General features: G+C 34.8%; 27 protein-coding genes. 26 read left to right on the top strand and 1 reads right to left on the bottom strand.

All coding sequences use genetic code 11. The annotated features are described in order from the left end of the window. The first annotated feature begins 7 nt into the window (after nucleotides 1-7). From DWX00_RS12660 to DWX00_RS19675, 3 genes are all read left to right on the top strand, one after another. Nucleotides 8-541, top strand: a complete 534-nt coding sequence (locus DWX00_RS12660) for an RNA 2'-phosphotransferase (RefSeq protein ID WP_118595423.1) — start codon at nucleotides 8-10, stop codon at nucleotides 539-541. A 90-nt stretch (nucleotides 542-631) separates the two neighbouring features. Continuing rightward, nucleotides 632-808 carry a hypothetical protein gene (locus DWX00_RS19680; protein WP_158578846.1) on the top strand — a complete coding sequence of 59 codons (177 nt, stop codon included), beginning with the start codon at nucleotides 632-634 and terminating at the stop codon, nucleotides 806-808. A 29-nt stretch (nucleotides 809-837) separates the two neighbouring features. Beyond that, the gene (locus DWX00_RS19675; RefSeq protein WP_158578844.1) at nucleotides 838-1,002 is read left to right on the top strand and encodes a hypothetical protein; all 165 of its coding nucleotides are present in this window, start codon (nucleotides 838-840) and stop codon (nucleotides 1,000-1,002) included. 207 nt (nucleotides 1,003-1,209) lie between these two features. Here the strand turns inward: DWX00_RS19675 and DWX00_RS12650 are convergent, their stop codons facing one another. After that, nucleotides 1,210-1,539, bottom strand: a complete 330-nt coding sequence (locus tag DWX00_RS12650; RefSeq protein ID WP_118595421.1) for a helix-turn-helix domain-containing protein — start codon at nucleotides 1,537-1,539, stop codon at nucleotides 1,210-1,212. Nucleotides 1,540-1,736: 197 nt separating this feature from the next. Between DWX00_RS12650 and DWX00_RS12645 the strand changes: the two genes are divergently transcribed. The 23 genes from DWX00_RS12645 (at nucleotide 1,737) to DWX00_RS12540 (ending at nucleotide 16,780) form a co-directional block, all read left to right on the top strand. After that, a complete protein-coding gene (locus DWX00_RS12645) occupies nucleotides 1,737-2,114 on the top strand; it encodes a type II toxin-antitoxin system PemK/MazF family toxin (RefSeq protein ID WP_118595420.1) in 378 nt (125 codons plus the stop codon). Nucleotides 2,115-2,213: 99 nt separating this feature from the next. After that, on the top strand, nucleotides 2,214-3,491 hold the full coding sequence (locus tag DWX00_RS12640) for an IS110 family transposase (protein WP_118595419.1): 1,278 nt from the start codon (nucleotides 2,214-2,216) through the stop codon (nucleotides 3,489-3,491). 417 nt (nucleotides 3,492-3,908) lie between these two features. Beyond that, on the top strand, nucleotides 3,909-4,211 hold the full coding sequence (locus tag DWX00_RS12635; RefSeq protein WP_118595418.1) for a hypothetical protein: 303 nt from the start codon (nucleotides 3,909-3,911) through the stop codon (nucleotides 4,209-4,211). Nucleotides 4,212-4,690: 479 nt separating this feature from the next. Continuing rightward, complete coding sequence (locus DWX00_RS12630; RefSeq protein ID WP_118595417.1) at nucleotides 4,691-5,374, top strand: hypothetical protein; 684 nt, start codon at nucleotides 4,691-4,693, stop codon at nucleotides 5,372-5,374. Nucleotides 5,375-5,384: 10 nt separating this feature from the next. Further along, a complete protein-coding gene (locus tag DWX00_RS12625) occupies nucleotides 5,385-6,095 on the top strand; it encodes a hypothetical protein (protein WP_147398259.1) in 711 nt (236 codons plus the stop codon). Beyond that, the gene (locus tag DWX00_RS12620) at nucleotides 6,095-7,597 is read left to right on the top strand and encodes a DUF262 domain-containing protein (protein ID WP_118595415.1); all 1,503 of its coding nucleotides are present in this window, start codon (nucleotides 6,095-6,097) and stop codon (nucleotides 7,595-7,597) included. Before DWX00_RS12625 ends, DWX00_RS12620 begins: the two co-directional genes overlap by 1 nt. Before the next feature lie 18 nt (nucleotides 7,598-7,615). Continuing rightward, entirely contained in the window at nucleotides 7,616-7,996 is a 381-nt protein-coding gene (locus tag DWX00_RS12615; protein ID WP_243038012.1) for a hypothetical protein, read from the top strand. 53 nt (nucleotides 7,997-8,049) lie between these two features. After that, entirely contained in the window at nucleotides 8,050-8,214 is a 165-nt protein-coding gene (locus tag DWX00_RS19670; protein WP_158578842.1) for a hypothetical protein, read from the top strand. A 25-nt stretch (nucleotides 8,215-8,239) separates the two neighbouring features. Then, the gene (locus DWX00_RS19665) at nucleotides 8,240-8,377 is read left to right on the top strand and encodes a hypothetical protein (RefSeq protein WP_158578840.1); all 138 of its coding nucleotides are present in this window, start codon (nucleotides 8,240-8,242) and stop codon (nucleotides 8,375-8,377) included. Continuing rightward, on the top strand, nucleotides 8,377-8,583 hold the full coding sequence (locus DWX00_RS12610; protein WP_118595413.1) for a hypothetical protein: 207 nt from the start codon (nucleotides 8,377-8,379) through the stop codon (nucleotides 8,581-8,583). The genes DWX00_RS19665 and DWX00_RS12610 overlap by 1 nt, the downstream gene beginning before the upstream one ends. Next, a complete protein-coding gene (locus DWX00_RS12605; RefSeq protein ID WP_118595412.1) occupies nucleotides 8,580-9,092 on the top strand; it encodes a cysteine hydrolase family protein in 513 nt (170 codons plus the stop codon). Before DWX00_RS12610 ends, DWX00_RS12605 begins: the two co-directional genes overlap by 4 nt. A 4-nt stretch (nucleotides 9,093-9,096) precedes the next feature. Beyond that, complete coding sequence (locus tag DWX00_RS12600; RefSeq protein ID WP_118595411.1) at nucleotides 9,097-9,912, top strand: phosphoribosyltransferase family protein; 816 nt, start codon at nucleotides 9,097-9,099, stop codon at nucleotides 9,910-9,912. A 1-nt stretch (nucleotide 9,913) separates the two neighbouring features. Then, nucleotides 9,914-11,386, top strand: coding sequence for a nicotinate phosphoribosyltransferase (locus DWX00_RS12595; protein WP_158578838.1), 1,473 nt, complete (start codon nucleotides 9,914-9,916; stop codon nucleotides 11,384-11,386). Next, nucleotides 11,379-11,885: a macro domain-containing protein gene (locus tag DWX00_RS12590; RefSeq protein ID WP_158578836.1), complete on the top strand. Its 507-nt coding sequence runs from the start codon at nucleotides 11,379-11,381 to the stop codon at nucleotides 11,883-11,885. Before DWX00_RS12595 ends, DWX00_RS12590 begins: the two co-directional genes overlap by 8 nt. 17 nt (nucleotides 11,886-11,902) lie before the next feature. Further along, on the top strand, nucleotides 11,903-12,661 hold the full coding sequence (gene nadE, locus DWX00_RS12585; protein WP_118595408.1) for an NAD(+) synthase: 759 nt from the start codon (nucleotides 11,903-11,905) through the stop codon (nucleotides 12,659-12,661). A 165-nt stretch (nucleotides 12,662-12,826) separates the two neighbouring features. Next, nucleotides 12,827-13,105 (top strand): hypothetical protein, encoded by a 279-nt coding sequence (locus DWX00_RS12580; protein ID WP_118595407.1) that lies wholly within the window; start codon nucleotides 12,827-12,829, stop codon nucleotides 13,103-13,105. After that, the gene (locus DWX00_RS12575) at nucleotides 13,098-13,355 is read left to right on the top strand and encodes a hypothetical protein (RefSeq protein ID WP_118595406.1); all 258 of its coding nucleotides are present in this window, start codon (nucleotides 13,098-13,100) and stop codon (nucleotides 13,353-13,355) included. Before DWX00_RS12580 ends, DWX00_RS12575 begins: the two co-directional genes overlap by 8 nt. A 13-nt stretch (nucleotides 13,356-13,368) precedes the next feature. Continuing rightward, nucleotides 13,369-14,094 carry a hypothetical protein gene (locus tag DWX00_RS12570; RefSeq protein ID WP_147398258.1) on the top strand — a complete coding sequence of 242 codons (726 nt, stop codon included), beginning with the start codon at nucleotides 13,369-13,371 and terminating at the stop codon, nucleotides 14,092-14,094. After that, on the top strand, nucleotides 14,091-14,489 hold the full coding sequence (locus DWX00_RS12565) for a hypothetical protein (protein ID WP_147398257.1): 399 nt from the start codon (nucleotides 14,091-14,093) through the stop codon (nucleotides 14,487-14,489). The genes DWX00_RS12570 and DWX00_RS12565 overlap by 4 nt, the downstream gene beginning before the upstream one ends. A 23-nt stretch (nucleotides 14,490-14,512) precedes the next feature. Beyond that, entirely contained in the window at nucleotides 14,513-15,409 is an 897-nt protein-coding gene (locus DWX00_RS12560) for a radical SAM protein (protein WP_118595403.1), read from the top strand. A gap of 340 nt (nucleotides 15,410-15,749) precedes the next feature. Continuing rightward, nucleotides 15,750-16,097 carry a hypothetical protein gene (locus tag DWX00_RS12550; RefSeq protein ID WP_118595401.1) on the top strand — a complete coding sequence of 116 codons (348 nt, stop codon included), beginning with the start codon at nucleotides 15,750-15,752 and terminating at the stop codon, nucleotides 16,095-16,097. A 3-nt stretch (nucleotides 16,098-16,100) separates the two neighbouring features. After that, nucleotides 16,101-16,301 (top strand): hypothetical protein, encoded by a 201-nt coding sequence (locus tag DWX00_RS12545; RefSeq protein ID WP_118595400.1) that lies wholly within the window; start codon nucleotides 16,101-16,103, stop codon nucleotides 16,299-16,301. 14 nt (nucleotides 16,302-16,315) lie between these two features. After that, on the top strand, nucleotides 16,316-16,780 hold the full coding sequence (locus DWX00_RS12540; RefSeq protein WP_118595399.1) for a hypothetical protein: 465 nt from the start codon (nucleotides 16,316-16,318) through the stop codon (nucleotides 16,778-16,780). The last annotated feature ends 56 nt before the right edge of the window (nucleotides 16,781-16,836 follow it).

Below are 16,836 nucleotides of genomic sequence, written 5' to 3'. Positions count from 1 at the left end.
TAAAAGCATGAACTTAGAAAATATTAGTAAATACATGTGTTTGATTCTCAGACATAAACCAGAAGCAATTGGCATTACTTTGGATGAACATGGGTGGGCTAATGTCGTCGAACTGATTGACGGGATTAGGAAAGACAATCCTGGATTCGATCTGGATCATCTGTACGAGATCGTGGAAACAGATTCGAATGGAAGATACTCTTTTAATGAAGATAAAACACTGATCAGATGCAACCAAGGACATTCGATTCCTGTAGATGTAGAGTTAGAAGAGAAACAGCCACCAGAATTTTTATATCATGGAACTGGCGAAAAATACGTAGTGTCAATCGATCAGATTGGGTTAATTCCAAAAAGCCGGTTATATGTTCATCTTTCAAGTGACGTTGATACTGCAGAAAAAGTCGGACAAAGACACGGAAAAGAAGTTGTGTATCAGGTGGCATCTGGCCAGATGTATAGAGATGGATATAAATTTTATTTGTCTGTGAATAATGTTTGGTTAACTAAAGAAGTACCAACAAAATATTTGGAAAGGTAAAGTGATCGATATGAAAAATGTAAAAGCAATTACAATGAGCTTTGGAAAATTTAAAGACTATATTGAAATGGTTTCAAACGGAGGGATAAGATGAACAATAAGGCTATTTGTAGAAAAACCGATGAACATTTTACGGAAGGTAAAGAATATGAATGTACAGCAGCTTATTCAAGATATGAAAGTGCTGTTGTAGATATTCTTGACAACAACAAAGAACTCATTACATGTGAAATAAACGATAAAGATTTTCAATTTGTTTTCAATTAATGAATCAGACATTTCAAAAGGAGAGAACAATGGAAAACTATATGAATGCTCCCATTCAGTTAGAGTGGACAGATAAAGATATATTAGAAGATTTCGATAAATATCATGATAAGAAAGCAGTTTCCAGAAGATTTTGCATTCCCGTGTCTCAAGTAACAGAAATATTAAAACGAAACGGTGTGAAAGAAAAATGATTCCAAAATATTTGGACTATACAGTAACACCTGCAGATTTGAGGAATATGCCAGAAGAGAATGTAATAGAATTAATGATTTTTACGGATCGAGATCGGAAAGATAATGAGAATGCAGAAAGACTGTATCGGTGGTGTATACAAGAAATCAATTTTCGAATGGATTTGAGCGGATCTGAATATGAGCAGTAAGAAAGCGATGGCTGGTTTAGTCATCGCTTTTTTTATGATATGCTGCAGCTCTATAACGGAAACTCGCATCCTGGATTTCTTGCGAGATATGTTCCATTCGATCAATATATTCTGTAACATGTGATGGAATTTTTGTATCCCATTCGTTTTTATCGGAAGTAAGTAGATCATTCGGGGTGCATTCTAATGCTTCACAAATTTTTTCAAGAGTTTCAAAGCGAATACTTGCCATATTACCAGAACAAATTTTTGACACTGATGGTAAAGAGAGATCAGTAGCTTCTGCAAATGCAGCTTGACTTTTATACTTAGTCAATATTAAATGTTGGATATCTAATTTAATCATATTGCACCTCCGTGTCAATGATTATAACATAATTAAATAAGAAAATCCATAAAGATATGTTTATGTAAATAAAGATAAATTGTAATATAATAGCGAAAATAATAAAGATATATTTATATTAAGTATTGACATATTAAAGATATGTTGATATAATGAGTTCAACGTAAGAAAAACAAGAGAGAAAGGAGGAACCGGGTATGGATGTACATTGTGGCGAAATTAAACGTGGTGAAATCTATTGGGTAGATTTCGGGAAAACGAAAGGATCTGAACAAGGCGGAAAACGCCCAGCACTTGTTGTCCAAAATAACATTGGGAATAAACATTCTCCAACAACCATAGTCGTGGCAATCACATCAAAAAGGAAGCCCAATCTTCCTACTCATGTCATTTTGGAAAAAGATGCGTTGAATGGATTAAGTTCCGATTCGTTAGTAACATGTGAACAAATTAAAACAATAGATAAAGCTAGATTGTTGGATAAGATCGGAGAGATTAGTCCCAAAAAGCAAAAAGAAGTGAACAGAGCAATGCAGATTAGTTTACAGACATTATTAATGGAGCATTCCTGTTAAGTAACAAATAACCGGTTTGCAAAAAATGAGTGCCACCCATAGAATAATGATTGTTAACTGGCCGGTTGACAAATCATCGTTCAAAGGAGACACCCACAAATGAATTATAAGCAGAATGAAAAAATCAATCAAGTAAAAGAATCAACTTTGGTAGTCGGAATCGATATCGGAAGCACGACACAGTACGCTAGGGCATTTGACTGGAGAGGCATTGAACTTGGAAAAGTCTTTACATTTAGCAACAGCAGAGAAGGTTTTGAATCTTTCAAAGCATGGATGCAGCATTTGCAGGACAAGTACAGAAAGTCAGATGTAATCGTAGGTATCGAGCCGACAGGTCATTACTGGTTTGACCTCGGCGCTTATCTTGAGGATGAGGGCATCCTCCTGGTTATGGTTAATCCTTATGCGGTAAAGCAGACCAAGGAACTGGATGACAACAGCCAAAGCAAGAATGACAGGAAGGATCCGAAGGTAATCGCAAAGCTGGTTACCGAAGGTCGGTATTCTGCACCGTATACACCGGATGGTGTGTATGCTGATTTAAGAATTATGGTGACCAATCGTAAGAGACTCATCAGGGAGATGACCCAGATCAAAAACAGATTTGCCAGATGGTTCGCCATATATTTCCCCGAGTACACAGATGTGTTTGGGGACTATGAAGCACAGAGCAGTATGCTGCTTCTAAAGAAAGTTTGTACTCCGGAAGCAATCGTGGAACTGGGAGCCGAGAAAATCAATAAAATCTGGCGTGATGCAAAGCTTAGGGCTGTAGGAATGAAAAGGGCAACGACCCTGTGTGAGACAGCAAAACGCAGCATCGGCTTAAAGAAAGGCTCTTCGGCTGCCCGGTATGAAATGAAACTGTTGCTCGAGGATTACGAATACAAAAAGGCACAGCTTGACGCCGTTATGGAGGAGATAGAAAAGCTGTGCAGGAAGATACCCGAAAGCGAGCAGATGCTTGCCATCAAAGGTATAGGAGTGATCACGGTAGCCGGATTTCTGGCAGAAGTGGGTGATGTGAGGCGTTTCGAATCACCCAGACAGATACAAAAGCTGGCAGGACTCTCATTACGGGAGAACAGCTCTGGAAAGCACAAAGGACAGACGACCATAAGTAAAAGAGGACGGAGTAATCTGCGGGCAGTACTGTTCAATGCAGCGATACCGCTGATAGCTACGAATCCAGAGTTTAAGTCATTGCATGAGTATTACACGACAAGAGGGAATAATCCGCTCAAGAAGAAACAATCCGTGATTGCAATCAGCTGTAAGCTGATAAGAGTCTTTTATGCCATCCTGGCAAATGGGGTGACCTACGATCCGCAGAAGATGCTTTCTGACATTCATAGGCAGCCACAGGCAGCATAAGAAGAACAACTGTGAGATTCAGGAGACGTCCGCCGCAAGGTGCTGAAAGGAACAGAAGAAATTCATAAACATAGAGAGCCAAGTCAGATTTCTTACCATCAGAGCAGAGACTCAGCAATGGAGCATCATGACGCCCCTTTATGGATAAGCAGAACGAAGGAATTAAGGACCCTGAAGTAAAGGAGATCCTGTATGACATGGGAGGTTAGGCTGCCGTAAGGAATTGGGGGAAGAAAGGCCGATCATAACAGAATAAGACGACGTCTTGTTTTGTGTACCCTAAACATCCGAATATCCATGATTCATGGCCAAGGGGAATGACATAGACTTAGAAAAAATCTCTATAAAGAAGTGAAAATGTGAGAAAAAGCGAGTTAACAAGAGAAAAACAAAGATTATTATGGGAGGGATGATAAGATGATAGAAGCATATGAATACTCTGATTACAACCAAGCGATGCAGAAAATGAAAGAACTTGAAAAAAAGAACAAGAAGTACAAAATTCTTATTTATACAATTGATTATGATCAAAATGAAGAAAGTAAAAAAATAACTACACCTGCAGAAGGGTGTAAGTTAATTAAAAAAGCAAAAACTATTTTCCTTAACAGAGATGAAATAATCGAACATATGCAATTATATTCTACGATACAAGATATCGAACACATCAATCGAGAAGGTATTATGCATGACATTATTTTACCACATTTAAAGGAATGAAATGGAAATATTTACCGCTGGAATATACATGTCAAGAGGTATAAAATGGAAATATAAGGAAAAACAAAATTATAGTAGTACAAACAAATGTTCGAAAACATATTGACAAGAACATTAGTTCGATGTATTATAATTTTGTCGAACAAAATAAAAGAAGGGAATCATACCTGCGTTGGAGCGCATACGGTATGAATCCCTTCCTGTACATAACAAGCAAAACAAGCAATATTCATATGTGTTTAAGGTGTTGGAGCAGCTTAAACGAATAATGGCAATGTCCTGCTTAAGTATCATTATACATATTAATTTGCAATTCTGCAAGTCTATCTTGAGCAGTTCGCTATTATTTCACAATTTCATTAAAAGAGAATAGGAGAATAACAAATACGAAAAGGTGCTTATTATTTTAAATGAAAATAAGAACCTGTATTAAAGTTACCTATTTTTAAAAACTAAATAAAAAAAGGAGTGATTGGGAAATGCAGTACACTATCACAAATGGAAAATGTTGGGTCATTGAAAACCCAATGCGTCCAGGCGAGTATATGGCATCAACTATGTCATCTAGAGCAAAACACTTCACATTCAAACAGGCCAAGAGCTTATTAAATTCGCGGAATAAAAAGATGAGTTGGATTCGTCATGGATACTCGATGGTTGGAGAAGATGGTAAAGCACCATCTGTTTCTCCGAAAGCAAAAGGTAACGGTGGTGCTTTTCTAGCAGAGAATGATGTATTCGTTGATCTTACATTACTCGATCAGATTGAGGATGAAACAGAAAAATACTTAAGCCTAGCCGGTTGGGATGAATCTGAACTAAGCAATATGTCAGAATCGCTTAACACATACTTGTCAAAACTTGACTCTGAAGAGAGTGATATTAAACATGCTTTGGTTATTTACGCCCATAATCATAATGGGAAAATGCCACAGGCTCACAAAATTGCAAAAGTTGGCTATATGTTTTTACATATTTTAATTGATCGAGCGCACGTCAAGGCGTGTATGAGAAAAGTAACCATTATGAAGAATGCTCTTACATACTCATACTCCATTGGAAAATTACAGCATGAATTAAGCAAAAATGAGGATGGAGAATATAGCGAATATAAACCAAGAACTGCGAAATTCGAAGAAACGATGAAAATATTAGAAGGGTAGGGTGATAACTATGAGATACAAGTATTTAACAGAGACTCAAATAGAGAAATTAGAATCTCTTACACCAGAAGAAGCAGAAAAAATTCAGCAAATATATTTAGACAACGATATGTACGAACTTAAAAAAATTTGCAAAACCTTAATCTATAAAAAGAAAAAATCATCGAAGGATTTACCGACACTTCATGATGCAGAACTTGAAAGTTTAGCAGTAGAAGTTTTTCTGTCGAGTTTGCTTAAATACGATTCGAGTGTTAAATGTACGTTTAAAACATTTTTATATGGTAATATTTGGAGAAAATATTGGACGTATACAAGAGATATTGAGCGTAAAAAACGCTGCGTTTATGTTCCAGATATTGATGAAGAAACTGGCAAGCAAAAAGTTGACAAAGAAGGAAATCCTAAAGAGAAGCCTGTATTTGATATCTCCATATATTCTCAAATCGATGAAGATGGAATGCAGCTCTGGGAAACATTTGTATCTGGAAAAACCGTGGAAGATGTCGTCTTTCAAAATGATCAAGAAATGTCATCTACGATGAGAGAATATACTAATAAGCTATCAAGAGTACAGAGTGTAATTTTACATATGCTTGCAGATGGATTTAATGAAGAAGAAATTCTTCAAAATTTACATATTTCTAAGTCACTCTATAACGACAGCTTAAAAGCTATCCGAAACAATACAAATACAAGAATACTTAGGAGGGATTATTAATGTTAGACGAATACAGAATCGAACAGATGGGTGTAGGAGCTTATGTTGATAGTGTTGATGAAGAAACCATCACTGTTGATCAGGCGGTTCAGAGAGCATTTTGCTGGTCAAATGAGATGATCAATAATTTGATTTACAGCACTGTATCTCAGAAACGGATTTATATTCCAAATATTATTCTTGCAGAAGAAAAAAGAGAGGATGGAATTACTGTCACATATGTGGTAGATGGTGGACAGAGAACAGAAGCCTTAAGACGATTTATCTTTGATGGACATAAAATTTCTAAATCAATCCGGAACAGATACGTAACATATCAGGGAAATAAATTGGACAAAAACGGGAAGCCAATAAGAGATGAAAATGGGAAACTGATTAAAGAAATAAAAACATTTGATTTGGTAAACAAAACGTACAATGATTTCCCTCCTGAGTTAAAAAAGAGAATGAGATCATGTCAGTTATCTGCCGCAATTTACCAGGAATGTACACCAGAAGATACTTGCGATTTGGTTATGTTATACAACTCAACCATTCCAATGAACGTAAGTCAGAAAGCTTTTACTTATATTGGCACATTTGCTGATAGAGTTAAACAGATCAAAGACAAAAATCGCTTTCTTAAAGATTGCACAATGCTGAATGAATTAGATAAAAAGAAAGGAATTTGGGAAAGAGTAATTATCGAATGTGTCATGGCTATGTTTCATTTGGAAGAATGGAAGAAGGCTCCAAGAGATATATGTAAATTCCTCAATGAAAATGCAATGACGGAAGAATTTGATACACTGGATAAATATTTTAATATGTTAATTCCTTATGCAGATAAACTCGATCATACAGAGGTTGCAGAATTGTTTGTATCAAAAGATTTTATGGCATGGTTAGCACTCATGAAAAAAGCTTTGGATGAAGGAATTTCAGTAGAAGATTTTGGAAAATTCCTGTTAGCTTTTAATGATATGAAAGAAGTCAAAGTAAATGATACGGACTGGATCGAGATTGAGCAAGACAAGCATACAAAAGATAAAAAAGTGATTCGGCAGAAAATTGACTATTTACATACATTGTTAGTGAAATTTTTACATATCGAAGAGAATAATACTAATGAAGATATTGAGTGTGAAAGTACTAAAGAATCATCGGAAATTTCCGCAAACGAAGAACCTGAGATTATTGGCGTTGACGATAGTATTGATCAAAATGATATTGATTTTGTACATACGCATGTAAACGAAAAAGTAGATCCGCAAGATATCGAATTTTATAACGAATGTCTTCAGGATACAAAAGTATCAGTGAATGTATATCAGCAGTGTAAAACTGCATTAATTGCACTTATGGTTTACGCAGCACAGAACAATCAAGATCAGGAATTTGAACAGTGGATCGGAGAATATCAGAGTGCTGATGATGAATATAGTTCCAACCAGGGGGTGAATTTCAGATTCATGAAGCGTGATTTTGAGAATTATCTTGTTAAAAATGGAAATGCAGCGTAAAGAAAGGAGAATAATATTATGAGTAATATGTTTGAAAAAGCAGTAAAAGGTAAATATCGTTTCCCGTATAAGGGACAGATTGTAGTAGAAGATTTATATGATCTTCCGCTTGGATCGCTGGATACAGTGTTTAAGACGCTGAATGCAGAAGTAAAGAAGACGGATGAAGAAAGTCTGCTTCAGACCAAATCCGAGGAAGATGATATTCTTGCGACCAAGATTGAGATTGTAAAATATATCTTTAATGAGAAACTGGAAGAGAAAAAGAATCGGCAGGAAGCTGCAGAACGTAAAGAGAAGAAACAGAAAATTATGCAGATCATTGCTACTAAGCAGGACGAGGCACTTCGAAATGCGTCCGTTGAAGATTTGCAGAAAATGCTTGGTGAATTAGATTAAAAAAATGGCTGGCTGGTATAAAACTGGTCAGCCAAACTTATAAGGTGATTATTATGACGCAAGAAGAACACGATCGAAAAATTCTTATTGAACGAGCAGCTGTAGAAGAACTTTTACTGAAAGAACATATTAGTGTTCCTGCAGCATACGAACGTGTCAGAGAATATGTAGATAGATTCGAAAAAGAATCGAAATTAGAAATTAGTAACGATTACTAAAATTTTGGAAAGTGAGAAAAAAATAATGGAAAACACGATGTCTGAATTAAAGGAATATCTTGATAGATTAGGAATTTCAACGGATGGCAAAACCGTAGAAGAAGTGATGTCAGAAATTGCAAGTGTCTGGAATAAACTTGCAGAAGATAAAGAGGAAATTTAATGTTTGGATTAGTCTTAAAAAGCGAATACAATCACATGAAAGATTTTGCTCAGTCAATTATTCATAATTTAAGAGATGACTTGGAATACGAGAGAAAGAAAACTCTATATTGGATGTGTAAATACGATGGCACAGTGGGAGACGATGTGTCATTTGAGGACTGGGTAAAGAGATTTGACGAAGTAAGAGAGGAGAATAAACAATGAGAACTTTAATTGTAGTAGATGTGCAGAATGATTTCGTAAATGGTAGCCTTGGATCGGAAGAAGCACAGGCGATTATTCCGAATGTGAAAAAGAAAATTGAAGAGTATTATAATCGTGGAGATCAAATTATTTTTACAAGAGATACGCATTATGACGATTACTTAAATACTCTGGAGGGAAGAAAACTTCCAGTAAAACATTGTGTTTTTGGAACAAGAGGATGGAAGGTTGTGAGCGACATTGAGGTTCCTAACTGCAAATATGTAAACAAAAGTACTTTTGGAACTTTGCAGTGGAGAAATATGACATGGATTGGAGATGGTGATATCGATCTGGTCGGTTTGTGTACGGATATATGTGTAATTTCAAATGCATTAGTCCTTAAAGCTATGTTTCCAAATACGGAAATTACAGTAGACGCAGGCTGTTGCGCGGGATCTACACCAGAAAAACATAAGGCGGCACTCGAAGCCATGAAAAGCTGCCAGATTAATGTGATTGGAGAATAAAGATATGATCATTTTAAATGGGAAAGAAGTAAAAGTAGAACACTTTCCAGATGGAACACAGAGAATCGTATTAGACGATTGTTTTTATCAGAAATATAACAACATTACATGGAAGTATGAGAAAGAAGAAGAACTTTCAGCGCTGATTTATATTACAAAACATTTAAAAAATTTTCCATATATTAAATCAATTGATCTTACAATGTTTTATCTTCCGAATGCCAGAATGGACAGAATCCATGATCAGGGCGAGGTTTTTACATTAAAAGGGTTCTCTGATGTTATTAATTGGCTCGAATTTGATAGAGTAGAGGTACTTGATGTTCATAGTAATGTTGGAGCAGCGCTTTTGAATAGAGTATATGTTTTTAATCCAAGAGAATATATTGATGAAGTAATTGAGCAGATTAGTAAAGAAAATCTTATTCTTTATTTTCCGGATGCCGGCAGTTCGAAAAGATATTCTGGATTGTTTTCTGACATTCCGTATTGCTATGGTGAGAAAAATCGAGATTGGAATACAGGAAAAATTCTTGGACTCAAAATCAGAGATAACGATATTGATCTTAAAGGTAAAAAAGTTTTGATGATTGATGACATCATTTCATATGGCGGTTCTTTATATTATAGTGCAAAAGCGTTGAAAGAACGTGGTGTAGATAGAATTTATGCTTATGCATCACATACCGAAAATTCAGTTCTTGATAGAGAAAAAGGAACATTAATCAAATCACTTGAAGATGGAACAGTTGAAAGATTATTTACAACAGACAGTCTTTTCACAGGAAAACACGATAAAATCACAGTTATGGAGGTCTAAAATGAGAAACATTTCTTTTATGCTGATGGCAGATACATATAAAAATACAAATCCTGATGCTCTTCCAAAGGGTCTTACAAAATTAACTTCTTATATTACTCCTAGAAAATCAATGTTCAAAAATCTGAATGAAGTTGTATTCTTTGGATTACAGGGTTTTATTAAGGAATATATGATTGATTTAGCAAATGAAACTTTCTTCAAAAGACCAAAAAAAGAAGTTATTGCAGAATATAAAGAATATCTGGATAATCAGATCGGTTCTCAGAGTTATGATCTTGGACGTATCGAAAAATTATGGGATCTGCAGTATTTACCTGTAGAGATCAAAGCTCTTCCAGAAGGATCTGTTGTAACAATGGGAGTCCCGTGTATCGAGATGAGTAACGCACATCCAGATTTCGCATGGACGGTACAATGGCTGGAATGCATTATGCAGTCTTTTATTTTTGGGACATGCAACTGGGCAACTGTAGGTCATAAATATAAAACACTTGCAAATGAATTTTACGAGAAAACTACAGATGGTGCTAATCCTGCAATGGCTATGGCGGATTTTGGATTCAGAGGACTCGGCATTGAGAACGGAGTTCATGCAAGTTCTTCATGGCTGCTATCTTTCAATAAAACTTCTACAATTCCTGCAACTCAGTATATTGATAAAATGTACGATGCTGATTGTGCTAAGAACCATATTGGTATTGGAGCAGTTAGCCTGGAACATGCAACCGTATGCAGTAATCTGGCTGTATGCGAGACAGAAGAAAATCTGTTAAGAAGATTACTGACTGATACATATAAGAATACATCTTTCAGTTATGTCTCTGATACATTTGATTACTGGAACCTTATTGACGAAACACTTCCAAAACTGAGAAAAGAAATCGAAGAGCATAATGGCAAATTCCTTGTACGTCCTGATAGCGGCGATATCGTTGAAATTTCAGTAAAAACTGTTCAGAAATTATATCAGATTTTTGGTGGAACTGTAAACTCAAAAGGTTATAAGGAGTTAAATCCAAAGATTGGAATCATTTACGGAGATGGTTGTCAGTACAGTAAGATCAAAGAGATTTGGACACAGCTTGAAGGATTAGGATTTGCAGCAGATGCGATTCTTTTTGGAGTAGGTGCGTTTTCTTTCTCTGCAATGTGTACGCCAGAAGATGGAATGGTTTGCTTAACAAGAGATACTTTTGGATTTGCAATGAAGAGCACTTATTGTGTAATTGATGGCAAAGAATATACCATTCAGAAGAATCCAAAAACAGATAAAAATAATCTGAAGAAATCTCATAAAGGACTTTGCTGTGTAGTAAAAGAAGAAAATAAATTCGTGTGTCATGATGGTTATGCAGAAGATACAATGCCAGAAGAAAATGAACTGAAACTCGTCTTTAAAGATGGAGAATTAGTAAAAGAACAGACTTTTGAAGAGATTCGTGAAAGACTAAATGGAGAAAATCATGATTGAAATTATCGAAGGAAATTTATTTGATACGGATGCAAAATTTATTTGTCATCAGGTAAATTGTATGGGAAAGATGGGATCTGGCGTGGCTTTGCAGGTCAGACAGCGATTTCCACATGTATACGAAGAATATAAAAAGGTAGCATCATCGGATATGCTGGGGAAAGTACAAATTGTACCAGTCAAGCCAAAATATATTGGATACGACTGTGGATCGATTGCAATTCCAAGTAATGAACAGTGGATTTGTAATTTCTTTGCACAAGATAACTATGGATATGACGGAAAACAATATACTTCTCTGGAAGCATTAGAAAAGTGTTTTAGAACTATGTGTTGGAAAGCACATGAAAGGAACAATAATTTTAGTGCAACAATTGCTATGCCATATAAGATCGGCTGTGATCGTGGTGGAGCAGATTGGGACGAAGTATATTCAATGATACAGAAGATTTTTAATGAACTTGATACTCATGTTGAACTGTGGAAATTAAATCAGTAAAGGAGAGGAGAATAGATATGTATACTTTTGATGCAAAAGAAACAAAAAATAAGATTGTCGAGTGGATTAAAATGTTCTTTGAGCAGAATGGGAAAGATTGTATTGCCACAGTAGGTCTTTCAGGGGGTAAAGATTCAAGCATTGTTGCGGCTCTCTGTGTGGAAGCTCTTGGAAAGAATAGAGTTTTAGGTGTGCTCATGCCAGACGGAGAACAGACAGATATTGAAGATGCCTATGAAGTTGCTAAACATTTAGGTATTGAATACTGTACTGTAGATATTCATCCAGCAATTCTTGCGCTAAAGCACGAAATCAGACCACAAATTGGTGATCATTGGTCAAAACAGACATCAATTAATCTGCCTCCTCGAATCAGAATGGCAACACTTTATGCAATTTCACAGAGTATGAATGGACGAGTTGCTAATACATGCAATCTTTCGGAAACACTCTTATCTTGGGAAACTCGCTGGGGCGATGCAGTAGGAGACTTTGCACCATTAAAGGATTTCACAGTACAGGAAGTAAAAGCTATTGGATATGAGACGATTCTACTGAAAAAGATGGTTGACAAAACGCCGTCAGACGGATTATGTGGATCTTCTGATGAAAGCGCTCTTGGATTTAAATATTCTGTATTCGATCGGTATGCAAGAACAGGTGAAATTGATGATGCTGCAGTAAAAGCTATTATCGATGCAAGGGTTGAAAAATACAGATTCAAGAGAAGACCAATTCCATATTTTGAAAGTGGTCTGAAATCATATTTAGACTGATTTGCATTCTAAAATAACCACAACAATTCACCATCATGAGCGTTCTACAATCAATTCTAACCTATTAAGAATATAAATTGTAGAACGCTTTTTATAAACGGATCATAGGAGAATAATCTTACATAGAAACATATAACTATTTACATAAAGAGAGGACAAAAACCAATGCCGATTAAAGATGTATTAGATGATATCGACTGCATGATCAACACACTTTGCCTTGCAAAACGGGAACTAGGCTATGCAGTAGTATATGAAAGTGAAAGAAACATTCTAAACGAAGATCAGTGGATCGGATTTATCAAAGATCATCAGCAGCCAAGCGGAACAATTATCAGAGAGGGATTAAAGCAGGTTAGTCGTATTTCTCGAAAACTGGCCGATGAAGTTGTGTACGGTAAAGAAAATGCTAATAAAATTTGTAGAGGAGATATGGATGAATAAGATTATCGAGGAAGATTTCGAATGTCTTGATGGACATATAACAAAAGCGTTGACATTCGATAAAGACAATGTATATAAAATTTCGGATTTTATCGAACTACTACAGAAAGCGATGGAGAAATATGGTGATAAAGAAATTGCTATACATGATATGAATTTTGACGTTATTTCAGGGATTTCATGGCCCTATATTTATTTTGATGAGACTTCAGGTGTCGATAATAATGGTATGATTTGTATTTTTGAATAGGAGAAAAGAAAATATGAAAACTCAAATTAGAATGGGTGTGTTTGAATCAAATTCATCAAGTATGCATTCGCTTTGCGTGATGAAAAATGAAGGTAAATATACTCCACAAGAAATTACTCATGATATGTGGTTATGGGATGATTCAAAAACAGGAGAGAAAAATTGTATTTGGATACCATATGAGGAAGATTTATATTTTGGAAGATCTCCATTTAGGGCATTAGCAAGTTTTTCTGATAAATGGCTATATGCTTGTGCTTCGTTGGTTGAAGAATATAATGATGATACATATAAAGAATTATTACGAATTGTTAAGAAATATGTGCCGACATTAAAGAAAATTGAACTTCCAAAAAAATGTAAATATATTCCGAATAAAGATAACGAAGAATATAATGCAGACAATTATTACCAGGAAGGAATGACGGAAGAAGAGTTAAACAAGTTTCTTTCTGACAAAGAAGAACAATATGGAATTGAAATTAATTATTGGACTGATTCAGAAAATGAATCCTGGAGATTCAATATTCCAGATACTGGTTCTGTGGATGAAGATATCCTTAGTGGATTTTTAAAAAAAGAGAATATCACATTAGAAGAGTTTATTTCTAACAAAAAATATGTAGTAATTCAGGATGGAGATGAAACATGCTATTTTTCTGGAATGAAAGAAGCAGGTTTAATCAATATGAATGCAATTGATCATGAATATCCAGAAGGGGAATGGTGGGAAAGATGAAAACACAAATTAGAAAAGGAACATTTGAAACAAATAGTAGCTCGGTTCACTCGCTCGTGATGTGTAATAAAAGCGATTATGATAAATGGGAACAAGGAAAAGTATTTCTATTTAGAGGAAGTGGCTATGCTTATCCAGATGGCAACAAACCTCAAGAAAATCATTTTTATACAAAAGAAGAAGCAATCACCTTTGAAAAATCTAGCAAGTATCATCCAAATTTTACATACGACACAGAAGGAGATCTTTTGGATTTTCTTCATGAAAATAAATGGTATGATTATGACTATTTTTGGAATGAATGGTGCGAAGATTGGGAAACTTTTGAAGAATCATTCACAACAGAGAATGGTGATACTGTTATTGCGTTTGGCTATGATGGATATGACGGCTGATAAAATTTAGGAGGATTATAGGAATGGAATTATTAGGAGCTTATAAAAATGGCAATTATCGTACTCTTATATTGAGTGATGGGACAAAGATCAGAAAAACAAATGATGATGAGTTTATTCCGGATTTTGCAGAAAATATGGATATCAAAATAACAAATTGTTGCGATCGAAATTGTCTTATGTGTCATGAAGATAGTATTCCTGATGGGAAACATGGAGATATTATGAACGAAAAGTTTATTGATACTTTACATCCATATCAGGAGGTAGCAATCGGTGGCGGTGATATCACTACACATCCTGATTTAATTCCATTCCTACAAAAACTTAAAGAACGAAAAGTAATTGCGAATATTACTGTAAATCAGATTCATTTTGAACAAAAACAGGATCTGATAAAAAGATTAGTTAATGAAAAACTGATCTACGGTCTTGGTGTATCACTTGTCAATCCAACGGAAAAATTTATTTCTCTAATTAAGCAATATCCAAATGCAGTAATTCATGTCATTAATGGTATCTTAAAACCATCTGATATCGAAGCATTAGGGAATAATAATCTGAAGATGCTGATCCTTGGCTATAAGCAGCTTCGTAGAGGGACTGATTGGTATACAGAAGATCATGAAAATATTGTAGTAAGACAGATGTGGTTGAAAGAGAACATCTGTAACATTTACGACAAATTCAAAGTTGTGTCATTTGACAATCTAGCCATCGAACAGCTTAATATGCGACGTTTCTTTACGGACAAAGAATGGGAAGAATTTTACATGGGCGATGACGGAAAATTTACTTATTATATTGACATGGTAGAAAGAAAATTTGCAAAAAGTTCAACAGCGCCAATGGATAAAAGATATGATCTGATAGATTCTACAGATGAGACGTTTAGGCGAATTGTGACAGAGAATAAATAAATGAAATCGAAATTTCAGAGGAGTGAGGAATATACAAAAAGAATTTAAAAACTTATTTTGCGATTTTACAGATAGCGAATTAGAGAAATGTTATCGGAGTCGAATTAGAATTTTAAATAAAACCAATGAGGATTATGAGCCTTATAAAGATATGGTAAAAAAATGTCAAAAACTTATTGGATATGAATATAATCCCAAAATGGCAGATGCAATTTGCGAGGGACATATGTTTAACGAAATTGCTAAACGATTTTTTAAAATTGTAAACATGAGTGATGATTTATGTGAAGTGTACGGGATTAAAAAGAGATAGGATCGTTCTTGCAAAGGAGTAATTTTTATGGATAAATTAAAAGATGAATGTTTAAGATCATATTTAGCAGAAAAGAAGATTAATATAGATTACTTCATGAAAATGGCTGGTGTTATTGAATATAAAAAAGCAATTGATAAATTTATGGAAAAATTTGATAGCTTATATTCTGAAGAATTGTGTTTGCATTTAACTGAAAGAGAGAATAATTGGGGCAATAACTATTACAAAAAACATAAGTTCGATAAAAATTGCGAATGTAATAAATGTAAATACTTTTGCAGATGTATGAAAACGGTAGAAAATCCTGTAAGATCTTCAGACGGCAGCTGCAAACAAAAGTACATCTTTGATAGTAAGGAAAAGGGAAAATAAACTTTGAATGTATATTTAGTAAGTATTAAGCGAAAAAGTTGGTGTCAGGATTACGCTATGGTTGTTATAGCAGAAGACGAAAAATATGCAGAAAGAAAAGCAAGATGGAGTTCTGATGATTTTCGAAAAGCTACGGACGTTGTGGTGCAAAAAATAAATTTAGATCAAGAACAGGTCGTATTGATTGCAAATACAGGAGCATAAGGAAGAGGTAAGGCATGAGAAATTTAGAAGAATACGAAATACAAACATTGTTTGAATCATTAAGCAGAGTATTACGAAATCAGAATAAAATCCTTATGGATCTTGAGCAGAATGGATATAAGCCTCACCTTAATGAAACAAACATATTAAGCAATAGATGCTTTGGTATCGCTCAAAAGTATCAAAATTTTATCGAAAAAATAAATGAAGATGAAAATAGTACAGAAGACGACGAAAATAAAGAGCCTATGACAAAACAAGAAATCATAGAGTATTTGGCATCAACTGGATTATACAAAAACACTGAAAGTGATATGTATTACGAAAAGAAAATGCTTGACGAAAATAAAACAGTTCCAATTAGAGATTTAGTAGAAAGATTTATTGATGTAGACAAGGAATTCACTGGAAAACCTTGGAATATCATGCAAATTCTAAAGAATATAGACATGGTTATTCCGTTGGAAGATCGAAAATAATCCGATAGAATGTTGTTTTCATAGGAGAGAACAATATAAAAACAAATAAAATTTTA

The sequence above is a fragment of the Blautia sp. AF17-9LB genome (assembly GCF_003479185.1).
GTDB lineage: Bacteria > Bacillota > Clostridia > Lachnospirales > Lachnospiraceae > Fusicatenibacter > Fusicatenibacter saccharivorans.
Note: the sequence above shows the minus strand (reverse complement) of the source record. Positions and strands in the feature narration are given on the sequence as shown.

What these genes read in the sequence shown, in the direction of transcription:
- DWX00_RS12660 (WP_118595423.1), top strand. Translation starts at nt 8, where the DNA reads ATGAACTTAGAAAATATTAGTAAATACATGTGTTTGATTCTCAGACAT.
- DWX00_RS19680 (WP_158578846.1), top strand. Translation starts at nt 632, where the DNA reads ATGAACAATAAGGCTATTTGTAGAAAAACCGATGAACATTTTACGGAA.
- DWX00_RS19675 (WP_158578844.1), top strand. Translation starts at nt 838, where the DNA reads ATGGAAAACTATATGAATGCTCCCATTCAGTTAGAGTGGACAGATAAA.
- DWX00_RS12650 (WP_118595421.1), bottom strand. Translation starts at nt 1,539, where the DNA reads ATGATTAAATTAGATATCCAACATTTAATATTGACTAAGTATAAAAGT.
- DWX00_RS12645 (WP_118595420.1), top strand. Translation starts at nt 1,737, where the DNA reads ATGGATGTACATTGTGGCGAAATTAAACGTGGTGAAATCTATTGGGTA.
- DWX00_RS12640 (WP_118595419.1), top strand. Translation starts at nt 2,214, where the DNA reads ATGAATTATAAGCAGAATGAAAAAATCAATCAAGTAAAAGAATCAACT.
- DWX00_RS12635 (WP_118595418.1), top strand. Translation starts at nt 3,909, where the DNA reads ATGATAGAAGCATATGAATACTCTGATTACAACCAAGCGATGCAGAAA.
- DWX00_RS12630 (WP_118595417.1), top strand. Translation starts at nt 4,691, where the DNA reads ATGCAGTACACTATCACAAATGGAAAATGTTGGGTCATTGAAAACCCA.
- DWX00_RS12625 (WP_147398259.1), top strand. Translation starts at nt 5,385, where the DNA reads ATGAGATACAAGTATTTAACAGAGACTCAAATAGAGAAATTAGAATCT.
- DWX00_RS12620 (WP_118595415.1), top strand. Translation starts at nt 6,095, where the DNA reads ATGTTAGACGAATACAGAATCGAACAGATGGGTGTAGGAGCTTATGTT.
- DWX00_RS12615 (WP_243038012.1), top strand. Translation starts at nt 7,616, where the DNA reads ATGAGTAATATGTTTGAAAAAGCAGTAAAAGGTAAATATCGTTTCCCG.
- DWX00_RS19670 (WP_158578842.1), top strand. Translation starts at nt 8,050, where the DNA reads ATGACGCAAGAAGAACACGATCGAAAAATTCTTATTGAACGAGCAGCT.
- DWX00_RS19665 (WP_158578840.1), top strand. Translation starts at nt 8,240, where the DNA reads ATGGAAAACACGATGTCTGAATTAAAGGAATATCTTGATAGATTAGGA.
- DWX00_RS12610 (WP_118595413.1), top strand. Translation starts at nt 8,377, where the DNA reads ATGTTTGGATTAGTCTTAAAAAGCGAATACAATCACATGAAAGATTTT.
- DWX00_RS12605 (WP_118595412.1), top strand. Translation starts at nt 8,580, where the DNA reads ATGAGAACTTTAATTGTAGTAGATGTGCAGAATGATTTCGTAAATGGT.
- DWX00_RS12600 (WP_118595411.1), top strand. Translation starts at nt 9,097, where the DNA reads ATGATCATTTTAAATGGGAAAGAAGTAAAAGTAGAACACTTTCCAGAT.
- DWX00_RS12595 (WP_158578838.1), top strand. Translation starts at nt 9,914, where the DNA reads ATGAGAAACATTTCTTTTATGCTGATGGCAGATACATATAAAAATACA.
- DWX00_RS12590 (WP_158578836.1), top strand. Translation starts at nt 11,379, where the DNA reads ATGATTGAAATTATCGAAGGAAATTTATTTGATACGGATGCAAAATTT.
- nadE (WP_118595408.1), top strand. Translation starts at nt 11,903, where the DNA reads ATGTATACTTTTGATGCAAAAGAAACAAAAAATAAGATTGTCGAGTGG.
- DWX00_RS12580 (WP_118595407.1), top strand. Translation starts at nt 12,827, where the DNA reads ATGCCGATTAAAGATGTATTAGATGATATCGACTGCATGATCAACACA.
- DWX00_RS12575 (WP_118595406.1), top strand. Translation starts at nt 13,098, where the DNA reads ATGAATAAGATTATCGAGGAAGATTTCGAATGTCTTGATGGACATATA.
- DWX00_RS12570 (WP_147398258.1), top strand. Translation starts at nt 13,369, where the DNA reads ATGAAAACTCAAATTAGAATGGGTGTGTTTGAATCAAATTCATCAAGT.
- DWX00_RS12565 (WP_147398257.1), top strand. Translation starts at nt 14,091, where the DNA reads ATGAAAACACAAATTAGAAAAGGAACATTTGAAACAAATAGTAGCTCG.
- DWX00_RS12560 (WP_118595403.1), top strand. Translation starts at nt 14,513, where the DNA reads ATGGAATTATTAGGAGCTTATAAAAATGGCAATTATCGTACTCTTATA.
- DWX00_RS12550 (WP_118595401.1), top strand. Translation starts at nt 15,750, where the DNA reads ATGGATAAATTAAAAGATGAATGTTTAAGATCATATTTAGCAGAAAAG.
- DWX00_RS12540 (WP_118595399.1), top strand. Translation starts at nt 16,316, where the DNA reads ATGAGAAATTTAGAAGAATACGAAATACAAACATTGTTTGAATCATTA.